Source organism: Cellulomonas carbonis, from assembly GCF_014636275.1.
Classification (GTDB): domain Bacteria; phylum Actinomycetota; class Actinomycetes; order Actinomycetales; family Cellulomonadaceae; genus Actinotalea; species Actinotalea carbonis.
Genome location: NZ_BMEB01000003.1, coordinates 50,207 through 71,173, shown reverse-complemented (window position 1 = coordinate 71,173; position 20,967 = coordinate 50,207). Strand labels below are relative to the sequence as shown.

The following is a 20,967-nucleotide window of genomic DNA, read 5'->3' as shown; positions in this document are numbered from 1 at the left end:
CGGTGCGCGTCGGTTCCGGAGCCTCTCGGGAGGGCTCGGCGGCCATGCGCCCGCGCGCACCCGTCGACCCAGGGCTCCGCAGCCCTCAGGCCGACCGGGAGTCCCGCGACCATGACCCTCACCGCCCCCTCACCCACCAGCGCACCAGGCGCCGACGACGCCGTCGTCCCCGTGCGCCGCGTCCACGTCACCAAGCGCGACGGGACGCAGGAGCCGTACGACGCCGACCGCATCAACCGCGCGATCGAGCGCGCCGCCGTCGGCCTGCCGGACCAGATCTCCAAGGTCACGCAGATCGCGTCCGAGCTCGCCATCACGCTGTTCGACGGGATCACGACCGAGCAGCTCGACGAGGCCGCCGTCGCCGTCGCGGTCCAGAACGTCAAGGACGACCCCGACTTCGACACGATCGCCGCGCGCCTGCTGCGCAAGGTGATCTACAAGCGCGTGCTCGGCGGCTACGAGACCGACCTCGAGCTCGCGCTGCTGCACCAGGCGCGCTTCCCGGGGTACGTGCGCGACGCCGTCGAGGACGGGTTGCTCGACCCGCGGCTCGTGACGCACTTCGACCTCGACGCCCTCGCCGCGGCGCTCGACCACCACCACGACGAGCGGCTGCGGTACATCGGCACCGTCACCATGCGGAACCGCTACATGATCAACGACCGGCACGGCCGGCCGCTCGAGGTGCCGCAGTACTTCTGGATGCGGGTCGCGATGGGACTGTCGCTCAACGAGGAGCGACCGACCGAGCAGGCGGTCGAGTTCTACCGCCGCATCGCCCGGCTCGAGTACCTGCCGGCCGGGTCGACGCTCGTCAACGCCGGGACCTCGTACCCGCAGCTGTCGAACTGCTTCGTCATGCAGATGGACGACGACATCGAGCACATCGCGACGTCGGTGCGGAACGTCATGTGGCTCACCAAGGGGACGGGTGGGATCGGGCTGTCGGTGACGAAGCTGAGGTCCGAGGGATCCCCCATCCGCTCCAACAACACGACCTCGACCGGGCCCATCCCGTTCATGCACACCATCGACTCGACGCTGCGCGCGGTGTCCCGCGGCGGCAAGAAGTTCGGCGCGCTGTGCTTCTACATGGAGAACTGGCACCTCGACTTCCCGCAGTTCCTCGACCTGCGCCAGAACTCGGGCGACCCGTACCGCCGCACGCGCACCGCGAACACCGCGGTGTGGATCTCCGACGAGTTCATGAAGCGCGTCGCGGCCGACGACGACTGGTACCTGTTCGACCCCGCGGACACGCCCGACCTCGTCGAGCTCGTGGGCAGCGCGTTCTCCGCGCGCTACGCCGAGTACGTCGCCGACGCGCAGGCCGGCCGCATCCGCCGCTTCCGGCGCATGAAGGCGCGCGAGCAGTGGACGGCGATGCTCATCTCGCTGCAGACGACGTCGCACCCGTGGCTCACGTGGAAGGACTCGATCAACGCGCGGGCGCTCAACGACAACACGGGCACGATCCACCTGTCGAACCTCTGCACGGAGATCTGCCTGCCGCAGGACCGCGACACCATCGCCGTCTGCAACCTCGCGTCGATCAACCTCGCGGCGCACCTCGTCGACGGCGAGCTCGACTGGGACCGCATGCGCGCGTCGGTGCGCCTCGCGGTGCGGCAGCTCGACAACCTCGTCGACATCACGCTCTCCTCGGTCGACGAGTCCGAGCGCGCGAACCGGGCCAACCGTGCCGTTGGCCTGGGGGTGATGGGCTTCACGGACGTCACCGAGCGGCTCGGGTACGCCTACGAGTCCGAGGAGGCGTACGAGCTCATCGACCGCGTCGTCGAGTTCATCAGCTACCACGCGATCGACGCGAGCGCCGACCTCGCACGCGAGCGCGGCCCGTACGCGAACTTCGCGGGCTCCGGCTGGTCGAAGGGCCTCGTGCCGATCGACACGCTCGACCGCCTCGAGGCCGACCGCGGCGTGCCCGTGCAGGTCGACCGGACCGTGCGGCTCGACTGGGACGTGCTGCGCGAGAAGGTTGCGGGCGGCATGCGCAACGCGACGCTCATGGCGATCGCGCCGACGGCGTCGATCGGGCTCGTCGCGGGTACGACGCCGGGCCTCGACCCGCAGTTCTCGCAGATCTTCAGCCGCGCGACGTCGTCGGGGAAGTTCCTCGAGGTCAACCGGAACCTCGTGCACGACCTGCAGCGCCTCGGCATCTGGGAGGACGTGCGCGACGACCTGCTCGCCGCCCAGGGCGACCTCTCGGCGGTGCCCGGCGTGCCCGAGCACCTGCGGGCCGTCTACCGGACGAGCTTCGACCTGTCGCCGTACGCGTTCGTCGAGGTTGCGGCCCGTGCGCAGAAGTGGATCGACCAGGCCATCTCGCGGAACATCTACCTCGCGTCGCGCGACGTCGGCGAGATGGCGGCGCTGTACCAGGCGGCCTGGGAGCGCGGCGTCAAGACGACGTACTACCTGCACATGAAGCCCCGGCACACGGCCGAGCAGTCGACCGTGCGGGTCAACAAGGCCGAGGTGCGGCCGGGTGCGGGTGTCGGCGGGGCGGGTGGTGCGGCGAGCGCGCCCACGACGACGCCGCGGCGCGGGTTCGGGTTCGCGTCGGCCGCTCCGACGACGGCGACGCCGGTCGCGACGGTGCGACCGTCCGGGGTGGACGGGGGCCCGGCCCCTGCACTGGTGCCGACCACGTCCGGCGCGCCGGCCGCGCCCAGCGCACCGTCGGTGGGCGCCACCGCTCCCGCGCGCGGTGGCTTCGGCTTCGGACGCGTGGCGTCGCCGTCGGCGGTCGCGCAGGAGGCGGCGCCGTCGACCACCCAGCCGGATGACGCGCCGTCGTCGGCCGTCGTGCCGGACGTCGTGCTCGAGGTGACCGACGTGACCGACGTCGTCGACGGGGTCGCGTGCCCGGTCGACCCCATGGAGCGGCTGCAGTGCGAGTCCTGCCAGTGACGGCACGCGCGACCGCACCCCGCCCGACCACTCTCCCCACGACGCAGGAGGACCAGCCATGACCAGCACGACCGCACGCACGTCGATCCTCGGCACCGGCATCTCCGAGGGACTGCTCCTCAAGCCCGTCCGCTACCAGTGGGCGATGGACCTGTACGACCAGGCCGTCGCGAACACGTGGTTCCCGAACGAGATCCAGCTCGGTGAGGACCTCGCCGACTTCTCGCGCATGACGGACGAGGAGAAGCACGCCGTCACGTTCCTGATGTCGTACTTCAACCCGAACGAGCTGCTCGTCAACAAGGCGCTCGCGTTCGGCGTCTACCCGTACATCAACGCTCCCGAGGCGCACCTGTACCTCGCGAAGCAGATGTGGGAGGAGGCCAACCACTGCATGTCGTTCGAGTACGTCCTCGAGACGTTCCCGATCGACCGCGCCGAGGCGTACGACTCGCACGTGACCGTGCCGTCGATGGCCGCGAAGGAGGAGTTCGAGGTCCACTACATCCGGCGGATGACGGAGCAGACGCTCGACATCACGACCACCGAGGGGAAGCGCGACTTCGTCCGGAACCTCGTCGCGTACAACATCATCCTCGAGGGGATCTGGTTCTACTCCGGGTTCATGGTCGCGCTGAGCTTCCGGCAGCGGAACCTGCTGCGGAACTTCGGGTCGCTCATCGACTGGATCGTCCGGGACGAGTCCCTGCACCTGAAGTTCGGGATCAACCTCATCCTCACGGTGCTCGAGGAGAACGAGGACCTGCAGACGCCCGAGTTCGCCGACGAGATCCGGCAGATGGTCCTCGACGCGGTCGCGATGGAGGAGGCGTACAACCACGACCTGCTGCCGCACGGGATCCTCGGCCTCAACGCCGACTACGTGAACCAGTACGTCAGGTACCTCGCCGACCGGCGCCTGGAGGAGCTCGGCTTCGAGCCGCATTACCGGGTGAGCAACCCGGCCAAGTGGATGGCCGCGGCGAACGACACGCTCCAGCTGGTCAACTTCTTCGAGGCGACCAACACGAGCTACGAGGTCAACGCGAGCGCGTCGACGGCCCGCTGACAGGCGGGCCCGCGAAGGCGCGGGAGGCGGGGCGCGGAACCTCGGAGGCGCGGGAGGCGGGGCGCGGAACCTCGGAGGCGCGGGGCCGCGGCGCGCGGAGGCGCGGAGGCGCGGGCCCGGGCGGTCGGTCGACTGCCCGGGCCCCTGCTCGTCGGCCCGCTCGTGCGGAGCCCGTCGACCGGAACTCGACCGACGGACTCCGCAGAGCGTCGACTGGCGGCCGCGCCGGCTAGGTGAAGGGTTCGGGGCGCCACGCGGACCGAACCCTTCACACAGCGGGGGCCGCGCCGCACCTGGGTCCGGCGATCTATTGACTTTCGATAGAGAGCGAGTGAGACTCGATGGGCACGAGGTGCTCCGCCGATGCGCCGGGCACCACGGGCGGCTCGGTCCCGACCGGGGCCGCCGCCCATCGCACCGAGTCACAGGAGCCCCCATGCGTCACGCCGATCCCGAGGAGCTGCGCCGCCTCGTCGACGAGCCCGCGGCCGTCCCCGACGAGCGGCGTGCGCACGTCGCGTCCTGCGATGCGTGCCTGGACGCGCTCGCCGCCGTGCGGGCGCCGGTCAGCGGGACACGTGGCGCCGGTCCCGCGATCCGCGCCTCCGCCGCCGGATCCCCCACCGTCACGTCCGACGCCACCCGGCCGCCCGCCGCCGGATCGCCCACCGTCGCGTCCGACGCCACCCAGCCACCCGCCGCCGGGTTCCCCACCCCCACGGCGCCTGCCACCGCTGCCCACCCGTCCGACGCCGGACCCGTCATCCGCACGCCGGACGCCGCCGCCTCCCGCCCGATCGGCCCCGCCACCTCGACCGCCGCACGACCGCACCGCACCGCGCGCCGCCGACCGGCCGCCCTCCTCCGCCGTCCCGCGTTCGCCGTCGTCGCCGTCGCGGGCGTCCTCGCCGGAGCGGGCACCGCCGCCGCGAACGGGTGGGTGCCGATGTTCCGGACCGAGCAGGTCGCGCCGCTCAGCGTCACCCCCGAGGACCTGGTCGCGCTGCCGGACCTGAGCGCGTACGGCGACCTCGAGGTCACCGAGCCGGACGTGCGCGACGCCACCGACGCGTCCGCCGCCGCCGACCGGACCGGGCTGGCCGTCCCGACGGTGACCGACCTCCCGCGCGGCGTCCAGGGCGAGCCCGACCACCGCACCGTCGGCGAGGTGCGCGCGACGTTCACCTTCTCGGCCGACCACGCCGCCCGTGCGACCCGCGCCGCCACCGACGACGACGTGACGCTGCCGCCCCCTCCGCCGGGGCTCGACGGCAGCCGAGTCGAGCTCGTCGCGGGCCCCGGGTGGGCGCAGGTGTGGGCCGACGACGGCACGCCGACGCTCGTCGTCGCGCGCGCGGTGGCGCCCACGGCGTCGTCGGACGGCGTCGCGCTCGAGGTCGCGCGCGACTACCTGCTCTCCCTGCCGGGCCTGCCCGACGACGTCGCCGCCCAGCTGCGCACGTTCGCCGCGGACGGCTCGACGCTGCCGATCCCGGTGCCGGCCGACGAGGTCGTGACGTCCGCGACCGACGTCGACGGAGCACCGGCGACCCTCCTCGAGTCCCGGGACCGCACGGTCGCGGCGGTCGTCTGGGTCGACGACGGCGTGGTCACCGTCGTCGGCGGCCCGCTCGACGCGGACGAGGTCCTCGCTGTCGCGCGGGACCTCGGGTGAGCGCGGCACCGCAGAGCGCGGGGCCGCAGAGCGCGGGGCCGCAGAGCGCGGTGCCGCAGCCGGCGACGCCTCCCCCGGGCACATCGCCCGACGACGCACCCGCCGCGCGGCGGACGGCGGCCGAGCTCGTGGCGGCCCTCCCGCCGTCGCCCGCGATCTGGTGCTCGGGGCTACGCAAGTCGTTCGGCCGGCGGCCCGCGGTGCAGGACGTGTCGTTCGAGGTGGGCCGCGGCGAGGTCGTCGGCCTGCTGGGACCCAACGGCGCGGGCAAGACGACGGTGATCAAGATGCTGCTGGGGCTCGTCCGGCCCGACGGCGGCGAGTCCATGCTGCTCGGCCGACCGACGACCGACCCGGCGGCCCGCGCCCGGGTGGGCTACCTGCCCGAGCTGTTCCGCTACCAGCCGTGGCTCACGGCGGCCGAGGTCATGGCGTTCCACGTGCGGCTCGCACAGGTCGACGTCGCCGAGCGCGAGCGGCTCGACCGGCTCGCGCTCGTGGGGCTCGCCGGGCGGGCGGACGACCGCGTGGGCGGGTTCTCGAAGGGCATGCAGCAGCGCCTCGGGCTCGCCGTCGCGCTCGTCGTGCGCCCGCAGCTGGTGGTCCTCGACGAGCCGACCAGCGCGCTGGACCCGCTCGGCCGCGCGGACGTCCGCGACATCGTGCTCGACCTGAGGGCGCACGGCGTCGCGGTCCTGCTCAACTCGCACCTCATCGGTGAGGTCGAGCGCGTGTGCGACCGCGTCGTCATCCTCGACGGCGGGCGGGTCGCTGCGTCGGGCTCGCTCGCGGAGCTGCTCGGCCAGCGCGAGGTGCGGCTGCGGCTGAGCGGGGTCACGGCCGACGTCGCCGCGCGGCTCGCGGCGACGGGCTCCGTCCGAGAGGCCGACGGCTGGTACACGCTCTCGCTCCCCGCCGACGACGCCGCGGTCCCGCTCACGGACCCGGCCGACGACGCCGCGGTCCCGCTCACCGACCCCGTCCCCGACCTCGTCCGCGACCTCGTGCGTCTCGGCGCACGGGTTCACGCGGTCGAGCCGGGGCGCATCACGCTCGAGGACCGCCTGCTCGGCATCCTCCGGTCCGGCCACGGAGGCGACGCATGAACGCGCTGGGCACGACGACGGGCGGCGTCGCGGGCGACGGGGTCAGCCCGGACCTCGGCTCGCGCACCCCGAACCCCCTCCGCACGGTCGGGACGATCGCCGCCCTCACGCTCCGCGAGGCGTCCCGGCGCCGCGTCCTGCTCGCGCTCGCCGCGCTGACCGTCGTCCTGCTCGCGCTCAGCGCGTGGGGCTTCTCGCGGCTCGCGGCCGAGGCCGGCCCGGACACCCTGACCAGCGGCGAGGCACGACTGACCGCGTCGATCATGCTGAACCTGGTGATGTTCGGGTTCAGCCTCATCGCCGCGCTCGGGACGGCGTTCCTCGCGGGACCGACGCTCGCGGGTGAGACCGAGTCCGGGATCGCGCTCTCCGTGCTGGCCCGACCGGTCCGGCGGTGGGCGTTCCTGCTCGGCAAGTGGCTCGGGCTCGTCGGGTTCGGGTCCGGGTTCGTCGTCGTCGCCGGGCTCGCCCAGTGCCTCGTCGTGCAGGCGACGGTCGGCTACTGGCCGCCCCGGCCCGCCGTCGCGCTCGCGTTGCTCGCCGCGCAGACGGTCGCGCTGCTCACGCTCGCGCTGCTGCTGTCGACGCTCGTGTCGCCGATGGCGTCGGGCGTCGTCGCGGTCGGCCTGTTCGGCGCGACGTGGATCGCGGGCGTCGTCGCCGGGATCGGCGAGTCGCTCGGCAACGACGCCGTCGCGCGCGTCGGGCCGATCTCCCGGATGCTCCTGCCGACCGACGGGCTGTGGCGCGGCGCGATGCACGCGTTCCAGGACCCGTCGGCGTTCCTGCGGCTCGGGGGCGAGGAGGCCGCGGCCTTCCCGTTCCTCGGCGCAGCGCCGCTGACGTGGACCTACCTGGTCTGGGCGGCGGTGTGGGTCGCGATGATCTGGGCGCTCGCCGCGGTGTCGTTCGGGCGGCGGGACCTGTAGGAGGCGGGCCGGTGGATCGCGGTCCGTCGCGACGGGAGACGGCGGATCCGCCGAGCCGCGAGGGCCTGGACGCCGGGTCGCGCCCGCCCTACCGTCAGGAACGCACGAGCACATGACCAGCAGGGGGCCACCATGGACATGCTCAGCGGCTCGGCGATCGCCTCAGCCGAGCTCACCGACTGGCGCAAGCTCGCCCAGGGCCTGCACGCCCGGTACCTCGTCGACGACTTCGGTGCCGCCGCTCGATTCGTCGCCGCGATCGGCGAGGCGGGCGACGCGCTCGGCCACCACCCGACCGTGTCGATCGGTCGGAACCACGTCGACCTCAAGCTCGTGAGCCCCGACGCGGTCTACCGCGAGGACCAGACCACCGAGCACGTCGTCGAGTGGGTCACCCAGAAGGACGTCGACGTGGCCCGACGCATCACCGAGGTCGCCGCCGAGCACGGGCTCACCGCGGACCCGTCCTCGGTCAGCGTCGTCGAGCTCGGCCTGGACACGACCAGCTCCTCGACGATCGCTCCCGTGTGGGCGGCGCTGCTCACGGGCGACCCCGCCTCGCAGGGCCGCGGGTCCCCCAGCGACGAGGTCCGGGACGCCACCGGGCGGGTGCCGAACCTCTGGTTCGGCGACGCCGCCGACGACGACGCCGCGACCGCACGTCAGCGGTTCCACGTCGAGGTCTACGTCCCGGCAGAGGTCGCCGAGGGGCGCATCGCCGCTGCCGTCGCCGCGGGCGGGACCGTCGTCGACGACAGCGAGTCGCCGTCGCTCACCGTGATCGCGGACCAGGACGGGAACACGGGCGTCGTCTGCGTCGCCTGAGACCGCGGCGCGGCGCCTACGTGACGTCGACGTTCCTCAGCGCAGCACGGCCCAGATCAGCAGCATCGTCACGAGGAACCCGACGACGTAGTTGGCGCCGAGGAACTGCCGCCAGCCGCGGTTCGCCGTTTCGGCCGTCTCGTCGGTGATCCCGCGGAACTGCCAGACGATCGCCAGGTACGGCAGCACGAGCAGCGCCGCGAGCGGCCCGGGCCACGGGACCGCGAGCATGAGCAGGCCCCCGACGGCGTACGCCGCGAACGCGAACCACACCGTCGGCCGCGCACCGAGCACCGTCGCGACCGACCCGATGCCCGCGGCGCGGTCGGCGACGACGTCCTGCACCGCGCCGAACGCCTGGCTCGCCATGCCCCACAGGAAGAACCCGGCGAGCACCCACCACGCGCCCGCGCCGATCCCGTTCCCGGCGAGCACGAGCCCGTACAGCGCGGGCGAGACGAAGTGCGTGCTCGACGTCATCGAGTCCAGCACCGGCCGCTCCTTGAACCGGAGCCGCGGCGCGGAGTAGGCGACGACCGCGAAGAGCGAGAACGCGAGCACGAGCCACGACAGCGGGTCACCCACGGCGACGAGGTACGCCACGAACGGCACCGGCAGCAGGGTCGACGCGAGGAGCGTCGTGCGGTGCAGCCGCCGGTCGAGCAGCGCACCCTCGACGCCGCCCTTGCGCGGGTTCTTCAGGTCCGACTCGTAGTCGAAGACGTCGTTGATCCCGTACATCAGCAGGTTGTACGGGACGAGGAAGAACAGGACCCCGACGACGAACGTCAGGTCGACCTCGCGCGTGCTCATGAGGTACGCCGCGCCGAACGGGTACGCGGTGTTGACCCAGCTCAGCGGCCGCGAGCTCAGCGTGAGCTCCCGGATGACCGCCCCGGCGGACCGTCGACCCGCGCCGGCACCCGGCCCTGTGCCCGCACCCATCTCCGCCCCCGTACCCTCGCCCGTGCCGGCCGCCGTCGTCATCGTCCGCTCCGTCCGTCGTCCGGCCCCATGCTGCCGCCTCCGGCACCGCGCGGGTGCCGCATCCGCGCCGCCGCACCCGCCGAGCCCGCCGCGTCGTCGTCGGCCGCACGACGGCGCCGCCCGAGCAGCACCCACAACGCGGGCAGGAGCAGCACCGCGAGGACCGTGTACGCGAAGTCCTCGACCGGGGCGACGCCCACCTGCGGGCCGAGCCGCTGCGCGTCGTCGTACGCGACGAGCCCGACCCGGATCATCACGTTGTCGAACACCGCCGTGAGCGCGAGCATCACCGCCGCCGTCACGGCGAGGGGCCCCCACGCGGGACGCCCCGTCCGTCGGCGCGCGACGGCGAGCACCGCCACCGCGCCCAGCAGGAACGGCACGTTGAGCAGCGCGTACGTCACCGGACACCGCCCGCGGACGGCGACCCGGCCGACCCGGCCGGCCCCGCCGACGACGACGGCGAGTCCCTCCGACCCGCGTGCGCCTCGGCGACCCGCCGCGCCCCGGCCCACACGTTCATGGTCAGGTACGACAGCAGCACGAGGAAGAAGACCTCCTCGACGGGCAGCTCGGGCGCGAGCTGGACCCCCGTCATGTACCGCGTCTCGCCGCGGAAGAACACGCCGAGCCCGATCCCGAGCAGGTCCCACACGAGGAACGTCCCGACGCCGACGGCGAGGACGACCGCGGCGCGGCGCGCGTCGTCGAAGAAGAACAGCGCGAACCGCCGGTCGAGCACGACCATGCCGGTGATCGACACCGCGAGCGCGGCGAGGTAGAGCAGACCGGTCATGCGCGTCGGGCGCCCGGGGCCGCCCCTGGGCCCGTCCCCGCGCCCGTCCCCGTGCCCGGGTCAGTCCCCGCGCCCGTCCCGGCCTGCGGCTCCGGCAGCGGCCCGGCGGACGTGTCGCCGCGGAGCCGCTTGAGGACCAGCTCGGCGCTGATGAGGCACATCGGCAGCCCGATGCCGGGGATCGTCGTCCCGCCCGCGTGCAGCAGCCCGGCGACCTTGCGGGACGCGTTGCCCGCCCGGAACATCGCGCTCTGCGCGAGCGTGTGCGCGGGCCCGAGCGCGGTGCCGTGCCACGTGCGCAGGTCCTCCGCGAAGTCGGCGGGGCCGACGGTCCGCCGCACGACGACGCGCTCGGCGAGGTCGGGCACACCCGCCCACCGCGCGACCTGCCCGATCGCTGCGTCCGCGACGGCCTCGACCCACGGGTCGCCCGCACGGTCCACCGCGCCACGCCCGAGCCGCGGGTCCGCGGGCACCGGCACGAGGACGAACAGGTTCTCGTCGCCCTCGGGTGCGACGCCCGGGTCCGTCGCGCTCGGCCGGCACACGTACAGCGACGCGGGGCTCGGGAACGGCACGTCCGGCCCGCCCGACGGCGTGTGCCGCGTCCCCCTCGGGAAGATCGCGTCGAACCCGTGCTGCCAGTCCTCGGTGAAGAACAGCGAGTGGTGCTCGAGCTCGGGCAGCCGTCCGCGCACGCCGAGGTAGACGAGCACCGCGCTCGGGCCGGGCAGGCGGCGCCGCCACCAGCGCGGCGAGTGGTCCCGCAGGTGCGCGGGCAGCAGGCGCGTCTCCGCCTGGTGCAGGTCGACGGCGCTGACGACGACGTCGGCCGGGAGGGTCGTGACCGTCCCGTCGGCCTCGCGGACCCGGACGCCCGTCGCCCGCGCGACCGGTCGGCGCAGCGCCGCCCGCCCTGCGCGACGCAGCGGGCGCAGCCGGTCGGCCGAGCCCGACGACGACGCACCGGCCGCGTCGTCGTCGAGCGGCTCGGTCTCGATCCGCACGACGTCGGCGCGCGTCCGGACGTCGACCCCGTTCTTCTCCGCGAGCGCCCGGATCCGCTCGATGAGCTCGGCGAACCCGCCCTGCGGGTAGAGCACGCCGTCGGCGAGGTCGAGGTGGCTCATCAGGTGGTACATCGACGGCGTGATGCGGGGCGCCGAGCCGAGGAACACCGCGGGGTACCCGAGCACCTGGCGCAGCCGCCGGTCGGCGAACCGCTCGCCCACGTGGTCCTCGAGCGAGCGCGTGAGCAGGCGCGCGAGCCGCGGCAGACGCGCGACGACGTCCGGGCGCATCAGCGGCAGGAGCGACGCGAAGGTCGTGTAGAGGAAGTACCGCGTCGCCATGTCGTACGTGTCGGCCGCGACGCGCAGGTACTCGCGCAGCCGCTCGCCCGCACCCGGCTCGACCTCCTCGAACAGCGCCACCGACCCCTCGAGGTCCGAGCGCACGTCGAGCGGCGGCTCCGACTCGAAGAACACCCGGTAGCCGGGGTCGAGGCGCACGAGGTCGAGCTCGGCGTCGGCGCTCGTGCCGAGCAGCCGGAAGAAGTGGTCGAACACCTCGGGCATGAGGTACCAGGACGGGCCGGTGTCGAACGCGAACCCGTCGGAGCGCCACAGCCCGGCGCGCCCGCCCACCTGGTCGCGCGCCTCGAGCAGCGTGACCTCGTACCCCTCGGCGCCGAGCAGCGCGGCCGTCGCAAGCCCCGCGATCCCCCCGCCGACGACGACGGCGCGCCGCCCGTCCGAGCCGGCACGGCCCCTCGCGTCCCTCGTCGTGCCGCTCATCGCACGCCCACCCGGCCGCGCAGCGCACGTGCCGTGACGCGGACCTTCGCCGTCGTCGGGACGCTGACGCGCGTGTGCATGAGGTCCTCCGCGGGGGTCGCGCCGAGGCGGCGCGTGAGCTCGGCGAACAGCTCGCACGCGACGGCGACCGCGCGCGCCGCACCCGGCGGGAGCCGGTCGATCGCCGCACGCGCGACACGCAGGTCCGCCGCGATGTCGTCGAGCACGGCGGCCTTGTCGGCCTCGGTGACGTGGTGCGGGTCGACGCCGACGAAGTAGCTGCGCCCCAGCCGGTCGGAGTCGTCGGCGATGTCCCGCAGGAAGTTGATCTTCTGGAACGCCGCGCCGAGCGCCTGCGCCCCGGGGGCGAGCTCGGCGTAGCGCTCGTCGCGCCGTGCGGCCGGCTCGGCCCGCAGGAACACCCGCAGGCACATGAGGCCGACGACCTCGGCCGAGCCGTAGACGTACCGCCGGAAGCTGTCCTCGTCGTGCACGCTCGTGTCGAGGTCCATCCGCATCGACGCGAAGAACGGGCGCGTCAGGTCCGTCGAGATCCCGGACCGCCGGGCGGTGAGCGCGAACGCGTGCACCAGCACGTTGGTGCTGTACCCGCTCGCCATCGCGGACTCGGTCTCGCGCTCGAGCGCATCGAGGCGCTCCCGTGCCGAGGCGACGTCGCCGCCCGCCTCGTCCGTCGCGCCGTCGACGACCTCGTCGGCGAGCCGGACCAGGGCGTACACGTTGCGGATCTCGCTGCGCTGCGCGGCGGGCAGCAGCCGGGTCGCGAGGCCGAAGCTCGTCGAGTACTCGCGCACCACGAGGTCCGCGGCCCCCTCGGCGACGGCGTCGTAGAGGCTCAGGCGGCTGCGCACCGGACCGCCTCCACGTGACCGACGACGTCGTCGAGCGCGCCCGTGACGCGGTCGGCGATCGTGCGCACGAACGCGCACAGGTCCGGACCGAGGACGTCCTCGTCGCAGCGGCTCGCGACCTCGGCGAGATCGGCCCGGACGTGCTGCTCGACGAGGCCCGGGGCGGCCGATCCGGCGAGCGCCGCGCGGATCGCGTCGGCGCGGGCGCGGTCGAGCTCCGGGTCGCCGAAGCCGTCGGCGACGTCCGCCCACACGGGCAGCGCCTGCGCGTGGAGGATCAGCGCGGTGTGCTTGCCCTCGCGCAGGTCGCTGATGTTGCTCTTGCCGATGCTCTCCTCGGGCGCGAACACCCCGAGCAGGTCGTCGACGAGCTGGAACGCCCGGCCGAGCAGGCGGCCGACGTGGTCGAGCTCGGCCTGCGTGCGCTGCGACGCCCCCGCGAGGATCGCACCCGCGCGCAGCGGCGCGCGGAACGAGTACATCGCGGTCTTCGACTCGCACACGAGCAGGGCCTGGTCGAGCGTCGGGACGCGCAGCCCCAGCCCGTAGGCGGTGTCGGCGAGCTCGCCGCCCGCGGAGACGAGGAGCGTCTCGTCGAGCAGGTCGAGCAGCTGCTCCCGCCGTGCGGGGACGACGTCGACGCCCGCGACGAGGCGGTGCGCCCGGCTCAGCGCGAGGTCGCCCGCGAGGACCGCGGCCGCCTCGGACCACTCCTGAGCGGGCGCCGGCTCCGAGCCGCCCGCGACCGACGTCGCGCGCATCGTCGCGGCGAGGTTCGGCTCGCCCCGGCGCACCCAGTCGTGGTCGATCAGGTCGTCGTGGACGAGGAACGCGGTGTGCAGCAGCTCGAAGCCGGCGGCGACGGCGACCGCGGCGTCGTCGTGCGAGCCCGAGAGCGCGGCGTGCGTGCCGAGCACGATCGCCGAGCGGAACCGCTTGCCGCCGCGCACGCTGCGGGCCAGCTCGGACCACACGAGCCCGTACTCGGGGCCGAACGCGAGCGCGTGCCCACGGGCCTGCTCGAGCACGCGCGCGAGCAGCGCGTCGACCGCCCGCTGGTCCTGCGCCGCGCGCAGCCAGCGGGGCTGCTCGTCGCCGACGACGGGCGCCGGACCGGTGAACGTGAGGGTCATGCACCGACCTCCGCGAGGAGCGGGAGGCCGGCGGCGTGCTGCACGAGCCACGGGCTCAGCGCGAACGGCATCGCACGGACCGCGTCGCGCAGCTGCGCGGGCGTGACCCACGCGAGGTCCATGACCTCGTCCGGGTTGGGACGGACGGGCGAGAGAGCGCGCGCGGTGAAGACCGGGCAGATCTCGTTCTCGACGACGCCCGAGGCGTCGACGGCGCGGTAGCGGAAGTCCGGCACGACCACCTCGACGTCCGCGACCTCGACGCCGAGCTCGAACCGGCTGCGGCGGAGGATCGCGTCCTCGAACGACTCGTCGGGGCCCGGGTGCCCGCACACCGAGTTGGTCCACACGCCCGGCCAGGTCCGCTTGGCGAGCGCGCGGCGCGTCACCAGGACGCGTCCGTCGTCGCCGAGCAGGTGGCACGAGAAGGCGAGGTGCAGCGGCGTCGTGGCCGTGTGCACCGTCGCCTTGTCGGCGGTGCCCGTCCGGGTGCCGTCGTCGGCGAGGAGGACGACGGTCTCTGACGAGGTCATGGAAGGCCTTCCGGACGGATCGGGCACATGCTCAGCATGCTGAGCGTATGCGAGAGCAGGCGCGAGCGCCCTTCCCAACACTCGTACCGTGGGGACCATCGTGGGGCATCGACGCGGATCCGTCGACACCCTGCGGTCTCGGCCGCCGGCCGGGTGACCCGACCTGCCCCGTCCCGCCCCGTTCGAGGAGCACGCCACCCGATGCCGCCGCCCTCCCCCGCCCGGCCGACGCTGAGCGTCGTCGTGCCCGTGCTCGACGACGCACCCGCCCTCCGGCGGTGCCTCGCCGCGCTCGACGCCCAGTCGCTCGCGCCCCTCGAGGTCGTCGTCGTCGACAACGGGTGCCGCGACGGCAGCGTCGCGGTGGCGCTCGAGCACGGCGCACGCGTCGTCGTCGAACCGCTGCGCGGCATCCCGGCCGCGGCCGCCACGGGCTACGACGCGGCGACCGGCGACGTCGTCGTCCGGTGCGACGCGGACACCGTCGCGCCGCCGGACTGGCTCGAGCGGATCGCGGACGCGTTCGCGGACGACCCCGACCTCGACGCGCTCACGGGCGACGGCGACTTCTACGACCTCGGCGCCGCCGGACCGCTCCTCGCACGGCTTTACCTCGGCGCGTACTACGCCTCGATGCACGGCGCGCTCGCGCACCCCCCGCTCTGGGGGTCGAACATGGCCGTGCGCCGCAGCGCGTGGCTCGCCGTCCGCGACCGGGTCGTGCGCACCGACGCCGAGCTGCACGACGACGTCGACCTCGCGTTCTGCCTCGGCCCGATGGCCCGGATCCGGCGCGACCGGTCGCTGCGGGTCGGCGTGTCCGGGCGCTCGCTGCGCGGTGCCGGGCAGGTCCGACGGCGGTTCGTGCGCGGTCTGCGCACCGTCGCGGTGCACCGGCCGACGACGCCCGCGTGGCGGCGGTGGGAGGCGCGCTGGCGCGGGACAGGACCGGCCGCCGTGCGCCCGGGCCTGCCGAGCGGCGGCGAGTCCGGCTGACCGCGGGCCGGGCTCGGCCGACGGGGTGCCGTGCGGCCCGCGGCGACCTACCGTGACGGCCATGCGCATCGTCATCGCCGGCGGCCACGGCCAGATCGCCCTCCGACTCACCCGGCTCCTGCACGAGCGGGGCGACGAGGTGGTCGGCCTCGTGCGCAACCCCGCCCACATCGGCGACGTCGAGCACGCGGGCGGGCAGGCGGCGGTGATCGACCTCGAGCACGCCGACGTGGGTGAGCTCGTCCCCGTGCTCGACGGCGCCGACGCCGTGGTCTTCGCCGCCGGCGCGGGTCCGGGCTCGGGTGCGGCCCGCAAGGACTCCGTCGACCGCGGCGCCGCCGTCCTCCTCGCCGACGCGGCCGAGGGCGCGGGCGTGAGCCGCTACGTGCTCGTCTCGTCGATGGGTGCGGACGACCCGACGCAGGCCGACGACGACGTCTTCCGCGCCTACCTCGAGGCCAAGGCCGCCGCCGAGGACGACGTGCGCGCACGCGACCTCGACTGGACCGTCCTGCGTCCGGGCGGTCTCACGGACGAGCCGGGCACCGGCCTCGTGCGGCTCGAGCCGCGCGTCGAGCGGGGCAGCGTGAGCCGCGACGACGTCGCCCGGACCGTCGTCGCGCTGCTCGACGAGGCCGCGACCGTGGGGCTCACGCTCGAGCTCGTCGCGGGCGAGGACCTGATCGACGCGGCCGTGCAGGCCGCCGGGCGCGGCGAACCGGGCGACGGAGGGCTCGACGCGCTCTGACGGCCCCGGTCCGGTGGCGGCAGCGGTCGCCGCCGCAGCGGCCGGTCGCGTCGAGCGGCGCGAGCTGGTCGAGCGGCGCCAGCGGGGCGAGCGAGGCGAGCGGGCTCAGTCGCGCAGGTGGATGACCGACGCGGCGTCGCGCTGACCCGTCAGGTTGTCCGCCGTCAGGCGACCCCACGCGAGCGCGAAGCCGGCTCGCACGGTGACCGGGACCGACAGCGTCGCTGTCTCCCCCGCGTCGAGACGCGGCAGCTCGCACACCACCGACGGCCCCTGCCTGCGGCACGTCCACCCGCCGGCGGGTTGGACGCCCGTCCACGCGGCGCCGAGGTCCTGGATGCGCACCTCGAGGCCGCGGACCGGAACCGACGGGCCGGCGGTCACGACCCAGCGCAGCTGCGCGGCCGACGGGTCCTCGGCCGACACCGAGGCGCCGACGATCGCGGCGCTCGCCGCGACGACCCGCACCGACACGGTGCGCTCGACCTGCTCGACGCCCGGGCCCCGCACGGTCACGACGACCGGCACGTCCTCGAGCGCCGCGCGCGCGAGCAGCTCCATCTCGACGTCGACCGAGCCGCCCGCGGGGACGGTCCCGACCGGGCACTCGACGTCGGCGTTCGTCCCCGGACGTGCCGCGCACGAGCCGCCCTCGACGAAAGCGATGCCGGGCGGGAGGTCGACGTCGACCGTCACGTCCTCCGCGTCGGCGTCACCCGTCCCGGCGACGCGGACGTCGAGCCGGCCCGGCGTGCCGCGCTCGAGGTCCAGCGACGCGGGCACGGTGAGGTCGAGCCGCGCGACGGCGGGGTCCGTCGGGTCGGTGGGGTCCGTCGGGTCGGTCGGGTCCGGGTCGGACGGGTCAGTGGGATCGGTGGGGTCCGGGTCCGAGGGGTCGGTCGGATCGGTGGGGTCCGGGTCCGACGGGTCGGTCGGGTCGGTCGGATCGGTGGGGTCCGGGTCCGACGGGTGAGTGGGATCGGTCGGATCGGCGGGGTCCGGGTCCGACGGATCCGGGTCCGCCGGATCCGGGTCCGCCGGGTCCGGGTCCGCCGGGTCCGTCGGGTCCGTCGGGTCGGTCGGCTCCGGGTCCGGCGTGCGCGTCGGCACGGGGACGTCGGCCGTCGCGGTCGCGCGCGTCGTCGGTCCGGTGACCTCGACGCCGAGCGTCACCACGTCGTCGTCGGCGAACTGCCCCGCGGGGACACGCACCGGGAGGACGAGGTCGGTCGTGGCGCCCGGTCCCACCAGGACGGACGTGCGCACCGACCCCGGGGCGGCGTCGGACCACCCGTCCGGCAGAGGTCGCTCGGCCTGGAGCGGCGCGGGTACCGCGACGACGACCTCGAACGTCGCCGTCGTCGCCCCCGCGTTGGTGACGTGGACGCCGACCGGCCGCGAACGACCGGGCTCGACGTCGCCCGGGGTGACGGTCGTCGTGACCGCCGGGACCGAGGGTGCGGAGCGGATCGTGAGCGGTGCGCCGACGTCGGCGGCACCGAGCCGCACCCGCACGTCGGCCGCGCGGTCGACGTCGCGCAGGCCCGTCCCCGCGGTGGCGGTCACCGCCAGCGGGGCCTCGGCACCCGGGAGGAGGGCGTCGAGCTCGCACACGAGCTCGCCGAGCGTCGCCGTGCAGCGCCAGGGCTCGCCGACGGTCACGCCGACGTCCGCGGGGAGGACCCCCGTGGTGACGCTGGCGACGACGTCGCGTGCCGTGGTCGCACCGTCGTTGGCGACGTCGAAGACGAGCGTCGCGTCGACCGGTCGTGCGGTGTCGGCGACGAGCTCGGTCGCGTCCGCGGGGCCGGCGACGACGGCGGCCGGGGCCGAGCGGACGGTCACGGGGAGGTCGGTCGTCGCGGTCGACCCGGCGAGCGCGACGTGCAGCGCCGTGCTCACGTCGACGTCGACGAGGCCCGAGCCGGCCGCGACGTCGGGCGCGGCAGCGACGAGGTCGAGCACGAGCGGGACGGTCGCGCCGGGGGCGAGCCCGGGGAGCGCGCAGTCGAGCCGACCGGGCTCGGAGTCGCGGCACACCCACGCGTCGCCCGTCACGTCGCGCGCCTCGACGCCGTCGGGCAGGTCCGCCGTCACGACCTGCGCCACGACGCCGCGCGCGGTCGTGCCGCCCGCGTTGCCGACGGGGACCTCGACCCGGCGCACGACGTCGGCGCCGACCTCGCCCTGGAGGACCGCTCCCGGCGTCGTGCCGAGGGTGAGCACCGCGGGGCGCGATCGGAGCGTCCCGCCCAGGGACTGCGGAACGGACGGCTCCGTGACGCCGGGCGCCCACGTGCGCACCTGGACGGGCACATCACGCGACCCGTCGAGGTCGGCGTCGACGACGAGGCGCGCGGTCAGCGTGCTCGTGGCACCGGCGGCGAGACCGTCGAGCGTGCACGCGCCGACGACGGCGGACTCGGCCGCGCACGTCCAGCGGCCCGTGCCCGTCGCGGCCGGCGCCGAGGCACCCGGGCCCGCGGTGGGCGACGTGAGCGCCTCGAGCTCCCACTCGACGTCGTCGGCGAAGAGCAGCTCCGACCGCACCTCGCCCGCGTCGCGCGTGCCCGTGTTCGTGACCTGGACGGTCATGAGGGTCGGCACGCCGACCTCGAGCGCGAGGTCGGCCGGGGGCGTCACGACGAGCGAGACGACGCCCGGGTCCGTCGGGTCGATTGGGTCGGGGTCGGTCGGGTCCGGGTCGGTCGGGTCCGGGTCGGTCGGGTCGGTCGGGTCGGTCGGGTCGGGGTCCGTGGGGTCGGCCGGGTCGGGATCGCCGGGGTCGGCGGGGTCCGTCGGGTCCGGGTCGGTCGGGTCCGGGTCCGTCGGTCCGGGGTCCGCCGGGTCCGCCGGGTCCGCGGGCGTCGTCGGGCCGGTCGGCTCCGGGTCCGCGTCGGACACACCCGGGGCCGTCGTGCTGCCCGGCTGCGTGCGCGGCTCGTCGGTCGACGCCGACCCGGCCGCGGCGTCGTCGGCGGGCGGCTCGGGGGCCGCCACGACGGGCGGCTCGTCGGTGTCGTCGCTGCCGGGGCCGCCGTCGTCGCCCGAGCCCTCGGAGCCGCCGTCGTCGCCGGGCGAGCCCTCTGCGCCGCCGTCGTCGCCGGAGGCGTCGCCGTCGGACCCGCCAGGGACCTGCTCGGCCGTCGCCGCGGGCGGGTCGGACGTGAAGACGCCGAGCGACCCGGCCACCCCCACCGCGCCGACCACGACCACGCCTGCCGCGACCGCGGCCAGGACGCCCGCGGGCACGCTCGCGAGCGCAGCGAGCACGCCCGCGCCGGCCGAGGCGCCGGCAGCCGCCGTCGCACCCGCCGTCGCTCCCGTCGCGGCGACAGCACCGGTCGACGCCGTCGACGCCGCGCCCGCGACCTGCGCCGCGGCGGCCTCCTGGGCCGCGTGGACGCCGATCGCGGACGCACCGCCCACCGCCGCGACGCCGGCCGCCGTCGAGGCGGCGAGACCCAGGCCGGAGCCCGTCGCGGTTCCGGCCGCGCTGCCCGCGCCGACCGTCGCACCCGCACCCGAGGCACCGGCACCCGCGCCCACGGCCGAGCCGGAACCCGCGGCCGAGCCGGCGGCGCCGGCGCCCGAGCCCGCGCCCGTTCCCGATCCAGCCGCACCCGAGCCGGCGGCACCGGTCGCCCCGGCCCCCGCCGCAGCCCCTGCCGCAGCGGCGCCCACGGCACCGCCGAAGCCGACGCCGTGCAGCACCGCCCACGAGACCGCGCCGAGCACGAACGGCGCGACGACGGCGCGCATGCCGTGGCTGACGTCGCCGAGCTCGAGGACGAGCCCGCGGCACCGGCCGCACTCGTCGAGGTGGGACTCGACAAGGGCCGTCTCGCGCTTGGCGAGACCACCGCGCACGTAGGCGCCGAGCTTCGCGTTGACGATCGTGCAGGCCTCGTCGAGGGGGGCGGCGAGGTGCTGCTGGAGGTACGCCTGCCGCAGGCCCTCCCGCGCGCGGTACGCGAGCGCGGCGACGCCGTTGGCCGTGAGGCCCAGGACGGGCGCGATCTCGGCCGGGCTCATGCTCTCGACCTCGGTGTACCAGAGCACCGCCTGCCAGCGCTCCGGTAGCGACCGGTAGGCCTGGGAGACGACGCCGCGCTCGAAGTCCTCCATCGCGGGGGTCTCGGTCGACTCGCCCGCGCCGAAGGCCGCCTCGAACGTCGCGACGTCGTCGGTCGGCTGGGTGCGACGCACCGACTCGATGCGCTGCATCGCCGTGCGGCGCAGCACCGTGAACAGGTAGGCCCGGAAGGCGACGTCGGGCCCGCCGCCCGAGCGGATCGCGCCGAACACGCGTGAGAACGCGTCGGAGACCGCGTCCTCGGCGTCGGCGGCGGAGTTGCTGTACTGGCGCGCGACGGCGCGGGCAGCGGGCGCGTGGCGCTCGTAGAGCACGCCGAAGGCCGCCGTGTCCCCCGCCCGGACCGCGGTGATGATCTCCGCGTCGCTCGCGAGGTCCCAGCTGCTCCCCAGGGTGGTCATGCCACCTCCGCGTCTCCGGCCGAGCGGCGTCCCGCCCGGCACGTGCCCGTCGATCGGGCCCTGTC

Annotated in this window: 16 protein-coding genes; 8 read left to right on the top strand and 8 right to left on the bottom strand. The window is 75.2% G+C overall.

Annotation, left to right across the window (positions count from 1 at the left end; genetic code table 11):
- Positions 1 to 111: 111 nt before the first annotated feature.
- From IEV86_RS10275 to IEV86_RS10250, 6 genes are all read left to right on the top strand, one after another.
- Positions 112 to 2,940, top strand: a complete 2,829-nt coding sequence (locus IEV86_RS10275) for a ribonucleoside-diphosphate reductase subunit alpha (protein WP_081978732.1) — start codon at positions 112 to 114, stop codon at positions 2,938 to 2,940.
- A 58-nt stretch (positions 2,941 to 2,998) separates the two neighbouring features.
- On the top strand, positions 2,999 to 4,009 hold the full coding sequence (locus IEV86_RS10270) for a ribonucleotide-diphosphate reductase subunit beta (protein ID WP_043606704.1): 1,011 nt from the start codon (positions 2,999 to 3,001) through the stop codon (positions 4,007 to 4,009).
- A gap of 436 nt (positions 4,010 to 4,445) precedes the next feature.
- Entirely contained in the window at positions 4,446 to 5,684 is a 1,239-nt protein-coding gene (locus IEV86_RS10265; protein WP_043608293.1) for a hypothetical protein, read from the top strand.
- Positions 5,681 to 6,790 carry an ABC transporter ATP-binding protein gene (locus tag IEV86_RS10260; protein ID WP_202595188.1) on the top strand — a complete coding sequence of 370 codons (1,110 nt, stop codon included), beginning with the start codon at positions 5,681 to 5,683 and terminating at the stop codon, positions 6,788 to 6,790. Before IEV86_RS10265 ends, IEV86_RS10260 begins: the two co-directional genes overlap by 4 nt.
- On the top strand, positions 6,787 to 7,719 hold the full coding sequence (locus IEV86_RS10255) for an ABC transporter permease (protein WP_081978858.1): 933 nt from the start codon (positions 6,787 to 6,789) through the stop codon (positions 7,717 to 7,719). Before IEV86_RS10260 ends, IEV86_RS10255 begins: the two co-directional genes overlap by 4 nt.
- A 132-nt stretch (positions 7,720 to 7,851) precedes the next feature.
- Positions 7,852 to 8,544: a 4a-hydroxytetrahydrobiopterin dehydratase gene (locus tag IEV86_RS10250; protein WP_043608295.1), complete on the top strand. Its 693-nt coding sequence runs from the start codon at positions 7,852 to 7,854 to the stop codon at positions 8,542 to 8,544.
- A gap of 36 nt (positions 8,545 to 8,580) precedes the next feature.
- On the opposite strand, the gene IEV86_RS10245 is transcribed toward IEV86_RS10250, so the two are convergent.
- From IEV86_RS10245 to idi, 7 genes are read right to left on the bottom strand one after another with little or no spacing between them, the layout of a single operon-like run.
- Entirely contained in the window at positions 8,581 to 9,489 is a 909-nt protein-coding gene (locus IEV86_RS10245; RefSeq protein ID WP_052426405.1) for a prenyltransferase, read from the bottom strand.
- A gap of 38 nt (positions 9,490 to 9,527) precedes the next feature.
- On the bottom strand, positions 9,528 to 9,935 hold the full coding sequence (locus IEV86_RS10240; RefSeq protein ID WP_081978859.1) for a lycopene cyclase domain-containing protein: 408 nt from the start codon (positions 9,933 to 9,935) through the stop codon (positions 9,528 to 9,530).
- The gene (locus tag IEV86_RS10235) at positions 9,932 to 10,327 is read right to left on the bottom strand and encodes a lycopene cyclase domain-containing protein (RefSeq protein ID WP_052426401.1); all 396 of its coding nucleotides are present in this window, start codon (positions 10,325 to 10,327) and stop codon (positions 9,932 to 9,934) included. Before IEV86_RS10235 ends, IEV86_RS10240 begins: the two co-directional genes overlap by 4 nt.
- Positions 10,324 to 12,123, bottom strand: a complete 1,800-nt coding sequence (crtI, locus tag IEV86_RS10230) for a phytoene desaturase family protein (protein WP_081978860.1) — start codon at positions 12,121 to 12,123, stop codon at positions 10,324 to 10,326. The genes IEV86_RS10235 and crtI overlap by 4 nt, the downstream gene beginning before the upstream one ends.
- Positions 12,120 to 12,995: a phytoene/squalene synthase family protein gene (locus IEV86_RS10225; protein ID WP_043608300.1), complete on the bottom strand. Its 876-nt coding sequence runs from the start codon at positions 12,993 to 12,995 to the stop codon at positions 12,120 to 12,122. The genes crtI and IEV86_RS10225 overlap by 4 nt, the downstream gene beginning before the upstream one ends.
- Positions 12,980 to 14,128, bottom strand: a complete 1,149-nt coding sequence (locus IEV86_RS10220; RefSeq protein WP_052426402.1) for a polyprenyl synthetase family protein — start codon at positions 14,126 to 14,128, stop codon at positions 12,980 to 12,982. Before IEV86_RS10220 ends, IEV86_RS10225 begins: the two co-directional genes overlap by 16 nt.
- Entirely contained in the window at positions 14,125 to 14,661 is a 537-nt protein-coding gene (gene idi, locus IEV86_RS10215; RefSeq protein WP_043608301.1) for an isopentenyl-diphosphate Delta-isomerase, read from the bottom strand. The genes IEV86_RS10220 and idi overlap by 4 nt, the downstream gene beginning before the upstream one ends.
- A gap of 201 nt (positions 14,662 to 14,862) precedes the next feature.
- Between idi and IEV86_RS10210 the strand changes: the two genes are divergently transcribed.
- Together IEV86_RS10210 and IEV86_RS10205 are read left to right on the top strand one after the other, a co-directional pair.
- Positions 14,863 to 15,657, top strand: coding sequence for a glycosyltransferase family 2 protein (locus tag IEV86_RS10210; RefSeq protein WP_052426403.1), 795 nt, complete (start codon positions 14,863 to 14,865; stop codon positions 15,655 to 15,657).
- A 61-nt stretch (positions 15,658 to 15,718) separates the two neighbouring features.
- Positions 15,719 to 16,405, top strand: coding sequence for an SDR family oxidoreductase (locus IEV86_RS10205; protein ID WP_052426406.1), 687 nt, complete (start codon positions 15,719 to 15,721; stop codon positions 16,403 to 16,405).
- A 105-nt stretch (positions 16,406 to 16,510) separates the two neighbouring features.
- Here the strand turns inward: IEV86_RS10205 and IEV86_RS18120 are convergent, their stop codons facing one another.
- Positions 16,511 to 20,902: a sigma-70 family RNA polymerase sigma factor gene (locus IEV86_RS18120; RefSeq protein WP_188484659.1), complete on the bottom strand. Its 4,392-nt coding sequence runs from the start codon at positions 20,900 to 20,902 to the stop codon at positions 16,511 to 16,513.
- Positions 20,903 to 20,967 lie beyond the last annotated feature (65 nt).